This is a genomic window from Robinsoniella sp. KNHs210, assembly GCF_000686105.1.
Lineage (GTDB): Bacteria > Bacillota > Clostridia > Lachnospirales > Lachnospiraceae > Robinsoniella > Robinsoniella peoriensis.
Window position 1 is genome coordinate 2,741,820 of sequence record NZ_JMLZ01000002.1, and the last position, 13,103, is coordinate 2,754,922.

Consider the following 13,103-nt stretch of genomic DNA (forward strand, 5'->3'; position numbering starts at 1 on the left):
CATTATATAAGAACTGCCAACGCTATTCAACCAAAACCACCTGCCAGTTGCAGGTATTTACCAATATATCCCTACCTTCCCCCATATTCCGGAAGGAAGTGGCTCTGCTATCATTTCACGTTCTCTCCAGTTATAGACCCGCTCCCTGCGGCAGCGGTTTAATGCCGCGGTAGAATAGGGCCATTCACTTATAACAGGTTCAGGATAATCCATTTCCGGGTATTTGGGATCTATCGCCCTGTTTATCAAAAGGTTCGAAACTCTGACCTCCAGAGTATTGCTACCCTCTTTCAGGTATTTTAAAATATTCATTTTATAGGGACGTTTAATAAATGTTCCTGCTTCCTGTCCGTTTACAAAAATGCCTGCCGTTTCACCGATATGCTCAAACTGCAGCTCTGCCATGCCCGTTTCCTGCATCCGGTTCCATTTTTCTTTTTCTATAGAAACCTCTTTGCAGTATATTCCTTCTCCGGAATAGTAACGGAGGCTTTCTTCATTTTCCCAGCTCTCCAATTCATCGTAGTGCTTTGTAAAACAGCCGCTATCTGCGGAAAACTTCCAATCTTCGGACAGATCCAGGGAGAATTCCTTTTTATGTTCTTTCTGAACCGGAGTTTCATCTTCCATTTCAACCGAAAATACAAAGATTAGGGACTGGAAAGCTTCAAATTCAAGTTCCACTATGGTATCCGCCCCATCTTTCTGTTTGCTGCGAATACCTTTTTCCTGTCCAGTCAAAGGATCAAAAACATAAAAGTTATTTTTCTGGTCGGAAAATCTTATCTTTTCCTGTTTGTTCCCGGCGCTGATATTGGACAGAAAATAAATATCTGTGACTCCGTCTTCCTGATGTACATAACCGATTTCTTCCTTATTATAATATACCTTTACATCGGGGACTAAATTACGGGTCAGTTCCGTTATCAAATCATCATCATTTTTCTCCGTAATAATTAACTGTCCAGCCTCTTGCATCTCTTCCATTATATGTTGGATTTTTCCGGTGTTTTCCTGATAAGATAGTAATCCGCAGGAACGGGCGGGAGCAGGCCCTTTACAGATGATTTTTTTTCCGCTGTCTGCAAATTCCTGCAGCTTATAAACTGTCTGCAGGGGCATCCGCTCACATTCCAGGAGCACGAGGATTTCGTAATTATAATCCATCCAGCGCTCCACGGCATCATCGTTTACATAGTCGAACCAAAATCCTTCCTTATGAATGCGGTCTGCAGTCCTGGTGGTTATCCGCTCTTCTAATTTCATACACATATGAATATCCGACAGTGGATTCTCCGCCCAGATATCAGACTGTGGAAGATAAACTGCCAGCTTTACTTTCGTCTTTCCACGGCGCAGGAAATCACATACCCGGTTGAAATAGACACTTAAGGGTTTGTAATATTTCCACCAGGTATTCGTATGGTTGATCTGGGATGAAGCGTAAAATGGCCATCCCAGTTCATTTTCATTTTCAGGACTGTAGGAGTATCCATGATTCACAATCTGATTCATGCCGTCTAAAAAAATGCTGTCTGCAGCAGCTTTGATATTTTCAAGGGTAACCACAAATCTGGGAAACCGAAGCCAGGTAAAGGACTCGTTAGAGATAATTTTTTTACCATAGACATGTCCTGCAGAAGATGCCAGTTTTCTGTGAACCGTATTGACTTCATACCGGTCAAAGGCGGAAAAGGTTTCCCCTTCGGGTATATCGGCGGCACCATATGCCTGAAGAATATCCCCCCAGGATCCATGAGCCTGTATTCTGGAAAGGGCTCCTTTTTCATGGCACCATTTCGTCATCTCCCGGAAAAAATTCTCTACCGTTAATTCTGCCATGGTCTTCTGGAAATCATAGCGAACCAGGTCCGTCATTCCCTGCACCTCTCCCCAGAGAGCATAAACCAGCGGACGCAATTCGTAACCTCTTCTTTTTCGGAATTCATCATAGATAATATCTGTCCAGTTGTGTCCGAATACTTCTATGGAATCACAGAAAAAGGACTGAATCTTCCCCTTTCCTACAGCATTCACAATCGGGTCGCCCCCATGTTCAAAGAATAATCTGGCGGAATCCTTCCGGTTGTGGTCTATAATCAGTCCATCGCCTCCCGGAAGAGGCTTTAATACGGTCTGACGTTTATCGCTGGATACCATTACCACAATCTTATAATTTCCTTCCGGGACGGTTACTTTTTCCAGCTGCTTTCCCCAGGGCCATTCAAACAGAGGCTTATCCATGATTTTATCGGTAATATCGACAATTGATTCCGGTACCATCTGACTGTCTTCCATACGCCCCATAATACAGGCTGCAGCCTCGCCATACAGTCTCGTAGTGAAGTCGTATGTTAATTCACAGGGTCCTTTCACATCTATGGTATAGGGTATCACCGTAGGCCCGCTTAACTCAACGGGAACAAAAGGTCCTCCGAACGGCCAGGATGAGCCTAAGGTGAGGTCAAATTTCATATTTCGTTTATTCGCCTCTTCACAGGCAAATTTAATCAATTCAAGAAATTCAGGGGATAAATAGGTACAATTTTTTAACCCGTTATCTTTATCATCTGCTGTAACCGGATAGAGTATCTGAAGTTCCACTCCGCCCATCCGGGCATCCTTCATAAAATCCAATTCTCTTATCAATTCATCCTTTTTTACTGCACAACCGTACCACCACCATCTGGTATAACCTCTTGTATCTTCTCTGGGATGCAGTATCTGATGTTCCACTTGCGCTCTTTTTTTTAACCCCATAATTTTCTCCCTTAAGTTCTTATTCTTTGACTGCTCCGGCAGTCATTCCTTCTACGATGAATTTCTGCATTCCGGCAAACATAATGGCTGTTGGAAGAAGTGCCATTACACCTCCTGCCATTAGAGCTCCCCACTGCACGCTGTATTTTCCAATCAGTGACTTTAATCCAACCGGAATCGTCCACATATCCGGCGTACTGATGAAAATAGTTCCTGCGATCAATTCGTTCCATGCACCGATAAATGCAAATACAAATACGGAAACAATCCCCGGGAACATAATAGGAAGAACAATTTTTATCAAAGATTTCATTTTCGTACATCCGTCAACCCTGGCAGCTTCTTCCAGCGTTACCGGAATCCTTTCGAAAAAGCTTCGCATAGTTACTACACAGAACGGCACATTTACAATGACATAATAAATGAACAGCCCAACATGGGTGTTAATCAGACCGATCTTGGAAAATATGAGGTATAGGGGGATGATAACTAATATGCCGGGGATCATCTGTGTAACCAGAAAGAACAGCACCATCGCACCTTTTCCTTTAAATTTATATCTTGCCAGGGAATAACCGCCCAATATAGACAGCATGGTAACTACTAAGGCAGAAGAAACCGAGACAATTACACTATTCTGCAATAAAGAACCATAGTCGAACATCTCAAACAGTCCGGTATAATTTTCCGTTGTAAAGGTATGCGGAAAATAAGTGATATTTTGCATATTGATAATTTCCCCGTTTGTTTTAAAGGATGTAATGGTCATCCAATAAATCGGAAGTACCACAAGTGCAAGAAAAAATGCTAAAATAAAAAATCTTCCAAATCCTAATGCTCTTTTTTTTCCCGTTTTCTTCATTAGAAATCACCTGCCTTATTGTAATTTGTAGCACGCAGAAAGATGACTGCAAAGATGCCCAGAACAACCATAAGCAGCACTCCAATCGCCGCTGCAAACCCAAAGTCATAGGTTCCAAATGCTTTGGAATACATGTAAGCCGGAAGTGTCTGGGAAGTATTTGCAGGCCCCCCATTTGTAATAATGACTACCAGATCAAAGGAATTAAAGATCCAGATGGTACGAAGCAGAATGGTAGTAATAATAGTTGGTTTTATGTAAGGCAGTGTAATCTGAAAGTATTTTCGGATTGCTCCGCATCCGTCCACATCTGCCGCCTCATAAACGTCTGCCGGTATGGACTGCAGAGCAGCTAAAATCATAATTGCAAAAAATGGTATTCCCATCCAGATCATTGCCATAATGATAACCGCCAGGGATACTCCGGGTGTCCCAAGCCAGGCAATGGATTCCTTAATAATCCCAAGATTCAGCAGTATGTCATTTACCACTCCATATTCTCCATTAAAAGACCAGCGGAACATTAATCCTATGACAAATCCGGAAAATGCCCATGGAAGAAATACGATTGACTGATACAATCCTCTTCCCCTGAACTGCTTTTTCAGTGCCATTGCCAGAACCATCCCTAACAGGAACTGACCTGCCACAGAAATCAAAACATAAATCAATGTATTTTTTACAATCATAAAAGTATCGGTATCATCAAAGAGCTTCTTAAAATTTTCAATCCCATTAAAAGCAGCTTTTCCTGAACCGGTCAGCTTATAATCCTGAAATGCCATAATGAAACTATTAATCAGAGGATACCCAAACATAACTAACAGCAGTACAAATACAGGCAAAATAAATAAGTATGGCTCCATTTTGGATTTAGTCCGATTTCCTATCACAACTCTTTGACCGGACCTCACATGCATCCGCCAGAAAATGGCGCCGCAAACAACTACAACAATAACGAGGAATGCTATTAATACTCCCATCTTATCTCCCTTCCATTCTATCAGCCGGATTCACAAAGGGGACGGTTAAACCGTCCCCTCCCTGTGCTATATGACAGTTTATCTGCTACAATTATCTAATACGCCCCAAAGCGTGTCTGAAAATTCATTCCCGCCATCTGCATGCCCCACTTTGCGGCATATTTGTCCCGAATTCAGGTTACGTAGACCGGCGTGTCTGAAAACTGCTTTCTGCTTTATGGAACTTGCTTTACTGTAATGTTCTTGGGCTCTCTATGGCGGAGCCTTCATTTGCAGCCAGATATTCCTTCATTCTCTTTGTTAACTCATTGGATATGTTATTCAGCACATCTTCTGCAGACTGTTTGCCCAGCAAATACTTCTGCATTTCTGCATGGAATGTATCCTGATGTAAATCGGTGTAGTTAAATGGTCCATACATTGGCGGAACGGTAAAATCAGGATCATTTAACTGGTTTAAGAATGCTGCATACGGTCCGTCTTCTCCATATGTGGGATCCTTGGATGCTTCTTTTTTGATTGGAATCAAGCCGCCCAGCTTACAATATTCAATATTGTTTTCCGGTTTTACAAGGTAGTCCATCAGCATCAGCGCTTCATCCGGATGTTCTGACTGGGCTGAAATTGTGTAGGAATAAGGACTGCTGGAAGTATTCAATAGCTTGTGGTCAACTGTAGATACCGGCATGGGCAGTACTCCCCACTGTTCCGGTTTCATATTGGTCTCACATGCTACGGCTACTTCTGAGTCATTGGAAATTGTGCCGGTTAATCCTCCTGTAAAGTTATCCACCATCTCTACAAATCCCCAGTTAATGGAATCTTCCGGTACATAGCCATCTTTGTATACTGCACACCATTTTTCAAATGCATCTACACATTCCGGCTTATTTAACAGGCAGTTTCCTTCTTCATCGTACACATAACCACCGGTAAATGTCTGTAAATAAACTAACAGCGGATCGAATGCTCCTCTTGCCCCTCTGAAAGAGTTGCCATATCTCTTTTTCTCTTTATCGGTCAATGCCTTTATTAAGTCAAAGTATGCCTCATAAGTCCAGTCGTCTCCGGTAGGAATCTCATATCCGATTTCCTCTACCCAGTCTTTGCGATAGAAAATACCCTTTACCATAAACCCATCCGGAATGGTATATATGTGTCCATAGTTTGCTTTTTCATTAACCCAGTTGCTTTTACTGATAATATCTACAAATTCATCTTTATGCTCTTCTGCATATTCATCAATGGGAAGTACCCAGTTGGATTCCGTAAACTGTCCCAGCCATAACGGATGGGTTGTCATTACATCCGGAAGCTGGCCTGATGTGCCAAGTACCGTCAGTTTATTAGCCGCATCATCCCAGGGTACACTTTCATAAGCCACGGTAATTCCGGTTTCGCCTTTGAATTTCTCAAAAACGCCTTCATAATATGCCTGTCTCTGTGGGCTTGGATTTACATCAATAAACCGCAGCGTAATATCCGACTTCTGCGTACCCGCTGCTTCCTTGCCACCTCCGGTCTCTCCTGCCTTTTCAGAATCTGCAGACTTTTCCGTGGTTTTGCCATCTGATTTCTGATTTGATCCGCCGCATCCGGGGATCATTCCCGTAACCATTGTTGCCGCCAATAAAACCGCTAAAATTCTCTTTTTCATAATACTGCCTTCTCCTTTTACTTTTTATAAAAATCATGTCCCCAAAACACAATTTTCACTGCCTGCACACATCTTCTGTGAAACAATCTGCCCTCCTTTATTCACTTTTTGCCGTTCTCTTTAATTGGTTTGACTGGTCTGACCAGTTGATATGCATATTATAGTATTTAGCAGCTCTTTTGTCAACGTAATTTTCATATTTTCTATTTTTTATCTTTCAATTACCCACTATTATTTTTAAATCTGACAACTTTGTAGATACATTTTAATTTTTTATAAATTCAATTTAAGGTTTTGTGTATTTATTTGTGTACAATTCAGGCTTTTATCAGGGATAAGGTGACAATATGGTAGATTAAATTTATGTTATTGACTTTCCCTCTCATCTTCTATATACTGGCAATAACACACACTCTTTTTTGCATGTACTCTTATCTGGATATTGATACTGGGATGCCGGTTCCATTTTGCCCAAGGGCATTTTATCCTGAAAGGAGATACCTAATATGAGCAGCAAATACAAGAACAGCAAGCGCTGTTATCTGATCGATCATCATTCCCCCCAACCTCCTGTTGTAACTTTAGACCAACTGAATATTACAGAATATGAGCAATTCTTTGATACCTCGCATATTGATTCCCTTATGGTTTACTGCAAAGACCACTGGGGTGTTACTTATTACGACAGTAAAGTGGAAGGCGCCCGGAAACATCAGGGCTTAAAGACGGACTGGATACAGGAAATCAGCACCGTTCTAAAGAAAAAAAAGATTGAATTTATTGCCTATTACTGCATTGAATACGATGAAGGTGCTGCAAGGCAGTTCCCCCAGTGGCGGGCAAGAAAGCCGGATGGCGCTCCCCTGATCCGGGAAGATGAATTTGCCCGGTGGAGTTTGTGCTGTTATCAGACAGGTTACCGGGAGTACTGTCTGTCCCAGATGGAAGAAATTGTACAAAATTATAACCCGGATGCTTTATTTATGGATATTTTTGGGTCTTCTCTCTGTTATTGCGAGAAATGCAGGGAAAAGTTTCATTCGGCCTATGGCTATGACCTGCCTTCTGATGAGGCTGACATCCGATTGCATATGTCGGACATGATAGATTTCTTAGATGATAATGCCCAAGAATTTCTGCTGGATGTGAAGCAGCGCTTAAAAGCAGTGGATCCCGGTTTAGCCATAACCGTTAATTTCTCCTGCCATTATCCGAAACCGGTCAGAGATCTGCTGGACTATCAGTTTTCCGAACCTCTTCTAAAGGATAACTGGTTTTCTTCTGCTTATGCCAGAGATACCGCAATCGGACAATACCCTATCCTGGTTCCGGGAGAAGCCTCCCAGGTATATAACTACGATACAGTTTCCCAATATCTCTGTGACTTAAGCTCCATTGCAGCGCAGGGATGCCGGGTTGGCATGTACAGCGGTTCCCAGCACGCAGATGGTACTCTGGACATGGAAGAGGCAAAGCGGCTTGGTGTTGTTTACACTGCTCTGGAAGAAATGGAACCGTATTTAACAAACCGTACCCCGGTAAAATCCATTGGTATTCTGCAAAGTGACTGTTCCAAGGCTGTCAACATGCCAACGCTCAGTGCGGATGCCATTCTGCGGATGAAACGGCATAACCCGCATCTGAACGCCATTCTTGGCGCCATGCAGTTGTGTGAATATGCCAAGATCCCCTATAACATTCTGCCAGAGAGCTGTCTGACGAAATCTCTTCTGAAAGAATATGACATGCTACTGCTGCCGGAGGTCTATGTCATACAGTCAGCAACAGTTTCATTGCTGGAAGATTATGTGGCCGCCGGCGGCTGCCTTATCTCCTCCGGACAGACCGGACTTTGGAATGCCGATTCCACCCTGCGGGAGTGTTCTGCCCTGCACAGGCTGTTCGGATGCGGCCCCGCAAAAGTTCACCGGGAATATACTTCCAACCGCTGGTCCGCTTACCTGCGCCCAGATTCATCCCAGCCCTTTACCGGGCTCATCGCCTGCACCACCCCTCCGGTCAGCGAGCACTTTCTGGAGGTCGAAGCACTTTCTGAAAAAAGCAGCCAGAGTGCGGAATCTTCTATTATGGAAATGCTGCATTTTGACCTTCCCTGTGTATCATGCGATTCTGATCACTGGGTAAATTGGTGGAGCCCTCCGCCCGGTAAAAAAACAAATTATCCTGCACTTCTTCACCACCTCTTTCAAAAGGGGCATGTATTTTATCTGGCATTTGACTTTTTTACAATGGCGGGAACGGAAAAATACCCTTACACAAACGATTTATTTACCGATCTTTTATTAAAAGCCCAAATACAGCCGCCCGTCCGCCACAGAACGGATACGCCTGATATCATTCGGACTGCATTTTTTGAAACAGAAACAGAATATATCATACACCAGATTTCCATGCTGCCAAAACGCTTTCATGGAGATACTCCGCCGATTCCCGCAGGCGAAATCATGTTTAAGAATCCTGTGGAAAGTGCAAAACTGGTCTATCCACAGCAGGAGGATCTCACACTGTCAGGCAACGGAACCTGTGCAGCACTGCCTCCGTTTACCCTGCAGCAGATTATATTGTGTAAAAAGAAATAAAAGACAGATGCTGCTGCCGCTTTTATTGCGGCAGCAACATCTGTCTTAAATATCACTTGCTTTAAATATCACTTGCTTTAAAATTACATCTATGTTAAATTCCCATTTCTTCTTTTACCCGTTTAAAGCACTCTAATACAAAGTCCAGATCTTCCTTGCTGTGTGCAGCTGACACCTGGGTACGGATTCTCGCTTTTCCTTTCGGTACGACCGGATAGGAGAATCCTACTACGTATACGCCCAGTTCCAGCATACGCTCTGCTGCCCGTGCCGCAGTCACCGCATCGTAGAACATGACGGCTACAATAGGGTGGGTACTCTCTACGATGTCAAATCCCATTTTCTTCATCTCTTCACGGAAATAAGCCGTATTTTTATGGAGCTTTTCTCTGTGCTCCCCTTTTTCCTTTAACAGCTCAAGTGTCTTGATTGCACCGCAGGTAATTGCCGGAGCAAGAGTATTGGAGAACAGATATGGCCTGCTTTTCTGGCGCAGTAAATCGATAATTTCCTGCTTTGCACTGGTGTATCCGCCGCTGGCACCGCCCAATGCCTTGCCAAGTGTTCCTGTTATAATATCCACTCTGTCGGAAACCCCGCAATATTCCGGTGTTCCGGCTCCGGTGTCTCCCATAAATCCAACTGCATGGCTGTCATCTACCATAACCAAAGCATCGTATTTATCGGCAAGATCACAGATGGATTTCAAATCTGCAATAATGCCATCCATTGAAAATACGCCATCGGTTGCAATTAACCTGATCCGCATTCCCTGTGCTTCCTGCAGGCAGCGTTCCAAATCAGCCATGTCATTATTGTTATAGCGGAATTTCTTAGCTTTACACAAACGAACACCGTCAATAATGCTGGCATGATTTAGGCTGTCACTGATAATCGCATCCTGATCCGTCAATAAAGTTTCAAATAAGCCCCCATTTGCGTCAAAACAGGATGAGTACAATATGGTATCATCCATATGGAGAAATTCTGTAATGGACTTCTCCAGATCCTTATGAATCTTCTGGGTACCACAAATAAAACGTACGGAGGATAATCCGTATCCCCACTGGTCGTAGCTGCTCTTTGCCGCTTCGATAATCTCTTTATTATCCGCCAGACCCAGATAATTGTTGGAACACATATTTATGACGTTTTTTACCATGTCGGTATCAATATGTCCTTTTTGGGGTGTCACGATCACTCTTTCATTTTTATATGTACCATCATTTTTAATTTCCTGTAATGTATCCTGAAAAATCTGATACGCTGCTTTCATCTCACACTTCCTCCATTCCTGCATTTGTCCAGTCTAATACAACTTTTCCACAATTACCGCTGTTCATTATTTCAAACCCTTTTTCAAATTCCCGAAATGAAAATTTGTGGGTTAGTATCTTATCCAGTTTCAATCCGCTTTGCAGCATGGACATCATCTTATACCAGGTCTCAAACATTTCTCTTCCATAAACGCCTTTGATGTCCAGGCATTTAAATACGACCTTATTCCAGTCGATTAATGTTTTGTCACTTTGGATTCCCAGCATTGCTACCCTGCCGCCATTGTACAGGTTATCCAGCATCATATTGAATGCGGATCCATTTCCGGACATCTCCAGACCAATATCAAAGCCTTCACAGATACCCAGATGTTTCATCACTTCCCTGATATCCTCTTTTGCCACATTTACCGGATAAACATATTCATCACATATTTCTCTTACCAGATGAAGCCGGTAATCATTAATGTCAGTAATAACAACATGTTTTGCACCTACATGTCTACACACTGCAGCCGCCATAATCCCAATCGGACCTGCTCCCGTAATCAGAACATCCTCACCTACCAGATTGAAGGTAAGTGCCGTATGGACTGCATTTCCCAATGGATCAAACGAGGAGCACAGTTCTTCCCGGATTCCTTTTTCGCATTTCACCACATTTGTTGCCGGTATGACCAGATATTCCGCAAATGCACCGGAACGGTTCACGCCGACTCCCTGTGTCTGTTTGCATAAATGCCACCTTCCGGCTTTGCAGTGACGGCAGGATCCACAGACAATGTGCCCTTCTCCCGACACAATATCCCCCAGCTTAAAGCCGGTCACTTCATCTCCCAGCTCTGCTACCTCACCTACAAACTCATGTCCGATAGTCAGCGGCGGTACTATCGTCTCCTGGGACCACTTATCCCAATTATAAATGTGCAGATCCGTTCCGCAGATCGACGTATAATGAATCTTAATCTTCACATCCGCCCTTCCTACTGGCGGTACCTCAACTTTCTTTAAAACCAGCCCCGGACCCCTGGTTTCTTTTACAAGTGCATACATTTTTTTCTGCATACGTTCCCTCCTAAGAAGATATTTGTCTTTGTATAGCGCACATATTCCAAGTTTTTGTCTTTCTCTCAAATACAAAATAGCATATTCTGTAAAAAAAATCAATAGGCATTTTAAAAAATTAAATTAAAACTTTTTATTACACATCGAATGGGATATAATATATTTTTAACAGACATATGAAATTGGAGGTAGTATAAATGGAATCCTGTAAACAACTGCTCAAAGATGAAATCCCCGCATTTCGCTCTGCAGGCCATGCTTTTTTAAACGGTGAAATTTCACGCATGGAATTCAAAGGAAAATCAGGTGGGATGGGCTGTTATGCCCAGAAAGAAAACGGCAAATTTATGATAAGGCTCAGAACACCGTCCGGAGTAATCAGCCGGGAACATTTTAATCTTATACTGCATTATGCAGATCAATATAATCTTGATAAAATACATCTCACAACCAGACAGGCTGTACAGCTGCATGACCTTTCTCTGGACGAGGTATGCGATATTATGGACAATGCTATCGACCATGGTCTCTTCACCAGAGGCGGCGGTGGAAATTTCCCGCGTAATGTAGCGCTTTCTCCTCTGGCAGGTGTGCAGAAGGGAGAATCTTTTGACGTGACACCTTATGCGCTGCAGGTCGGGAGTTACTTTACGGTCAATGCTCCCCACTACAAGCTTCCCCGTAAATTAAAAGCAGCTTTTTCATCCGGTCCGGAAGATACCGCTTGTGCAACTTTAACGGATATTGGATTTATGGCTATTGAAGAAAATAAAAAACCCATGTTCCGCGTCTGGCTTGCTGGCGGTCTTGGAAGCGGTCCGGCAGCTGGAATTCCATATGATGAACCAATTCCACCGGAAGATGTAATGTATCATATCGAAGCGATAACACAATTGTTTAAAGCAGAGGGCGATTATCAGAACAAATCGAAAGCCCGCATTCGATTTATCCCCAGACGAATGGGTGAGGAAAATTTCTTAAAAACTTACAGGGAATATCTCTTCCAAATAAAAGAAAAAGTAAAATTTGATGAAATAAAAGCAGAACGCTCCGAAGAAAACCCATGGGAACCAGAACTCTCTCCGTCCAATATCTGCATACCCCAAAAACAGGCCGGTTATTACACCGTAGTTCTTCATCCCCTCTGCGGTCAGCTGGAAAAAAATGCACTTTTAAACTTGGCAGGACTTCTGGAAAAATGCCCCGATGCCGAACTTCGGCTGAGCATGAATGAAGAATTGTATGTACGCAATCTAAACAAATCCCAGGCAGAAGAATTTTTACATTTTGCAGAAAGTAAACTAATGACTACCAAAATACAAATGAGCGTAAGCTGCGTGGGAACGCCTACCTGTCAGATTGGCATTATGCAAAGCCAGTCTCTGTGCCAGGGTATCATAACGGAACTGAAAGAAGCCGGCATTCAGGAAGACGTACTGCCGTCCGTTCATATCAGTGGCTGCCCCAACAGCTGTTCCAGACACCAGATGGCGCAGATTGGATTTGCCGGTAAGAAAAAACGGGTCAATAACGAAGTAATTGATGCATTTGAAATTCAGGTAAATGGAAAGATCGGTGCAGATGTTACAGAAATGGGTGAGATTCTGGGCGTCATGGCTGCATTGTCTATCCCGGAATTCATGGCTGCCCTTGCCAAGAATCTGCTTACTGAGCAAAAAGATTTTACTGATTTTTATGAATCGAAAAGAGAAGCATTTATGGAATTAGCCGGGAAATATCTGATTTAACAAAAATATTCCCAAAACGAAAAGGGACATTGAAAATCTGCCTTTCCGGTAAACTTTGCAGTTAAAAAATATGGGACTTTCGGATGCTTTTTACTATCCAAAAACCCATATTTTTTACTTTAATATTTAATATTTTATCATTTAAATCAAT

General features: G+C 42.9%; 9 protein-coding genes. 3 read left to right on the forward strand and 6 right to left on the reverse strand.

Annotated features, from left to right (window positions below; translation table 11 throughout):
- Positions 1-57: 57 nt before the first annotated feature.
- Genes CD03_RS0119075 through CD03_RS0119085 form a run of 3 tightly spaced genes read right to left on the reverse strand, consistent with a single transcriptional unit; the run spans position 58 to position 4,605 of the window.
- A complete protein-coding gene (locus tag CD03_RS0119075) occupies positions 58-2,760 on the reverse strand; it encodes a glycosyl hydrolase (RefSeq protein WP_242849125.1) in 2,703 nt (900 codons plus the stop codon).
- Positions 2,761-2,779: 19 nt separating this feature from the next.
- On the reverse strand, positions 2,780-3,622 hold the full coding sequence (locus CD03_RS0119080; protein WP_027294994.1) for a carbohydrate ABC transporter permease: 843 nt from the start codon (positions 3,620-3,622) through the stop codon (positions 2,780-2,782).
- A complete protein-coding gene (locus tag CD03_RS0119085; protein WP_242849126.1) occupies positions 3,622-4,605 on the reverse strand; it encodes a carbohydrate ABC transporter permease in 984 nt (327 codons plus the stop codon). The genes CD03_RS0119080 and CD03_RS0119085 overlap by 1 nt, the downstream gene beginning before the upstream one ends.
- Positions 4,606-4,727: 122 nt before the next feature.
- Here CD03_RS0119085 and CD03_RS40035 point away from each other — a divergent pair, with 122 nt between their 5' ends.
- The gene (locus CD03_RS40035; RefSeq protein ID WP_377145986.1) at positions 4,728-4,805 is read left to right on the forward strand and encodes a DUF6783 domain-containing protein; all 78 of its coding nucleotides are present in this window, start codon (positions 4,728-4,730) and stop codon (positions 4,803-4,805) included.
- A 29-nt stretch (positions 4,806-4,834) separates the two neighbouring features.
- Here the strand turns inward: CD03_RS40035 and CD03_RS0119090 are convergent, their stop codons facing one another.
- On the reverse strand, positions 4,835-6,262 hold the full coding sequence (locus tag CD03_RS0119090) for an ABC transporter substrate-binding protein (RefSeq protein WP_044289501.1): 1,428 nt from the start codon (positions 6,260-6,262) through the stop codon (positions 4,835-4,837).
- A gap of 506 nt (positions 6,263-6,768) precedes the next feature.
- On the opposite strand from CD03_RS0119090, the gene CD03_RS0119095 reads away from it, so the two are divergent.
- Positions 6,769-8,862, forward strand: coding sequence for an alpha-amylase family protein (locus CD03_RS0119095; RefSeq protein ID WP_027294997.1), 2,094 nt, complete (start codon positions 6,769-6,771; stop codon positions 8,860-8,862).
- Between the two features lie 94 nt (positions 8,863-8,956).
- Here CD03_RS0119095 and CD03_RS0119100 read toward each other — a convergent pair whose 3' ends face one another.
- Together CD03_RS0119100 and tdh are read right to left on the reverse strand one after the other, a co-directional pair.
- The gene (locus tag CD03_RS0119100; RefSeq protein WP_027294998.1) at positions 8,957-10,138 is read right to left on the reverse strand and encodes a glycine C-acetyltransferase; all 1,182 of its coding nucleotides are present in this window, start codon (positions 10,136-10,138) and stop codon (positions 8,957-8,959) included.
- 1 nt (position 10,139) lies between these two features.
- A complete protein-coding gene (tdh, locus tag CD03_RS0119105; RefSeq protein ID WP_044289502.1) occupies positions 10,140-11,204 on the reverse strand; it encodes an L-threonine 3-dehydrogenase in 1,065 nt (354 codons plus the stop codon).
- Positions 11,205-11,401: 197 nt separating this feature from the next.
- Here tdh and CD03_RS0119110 point away from each other — a divergent pair, with 197 nt between their 5' ends.
- Entirely contained in the window at positions 11,402-12,952 is a 1,551-nt protein-coding gene (locus CD03_RS0119110; RefSeq protein ID WP_027295000.1) for a nitrite/sulfite reductase, read from the forward strand.
- Positions 12,953-13,103 lie beyond the last annotated feature (151 nt).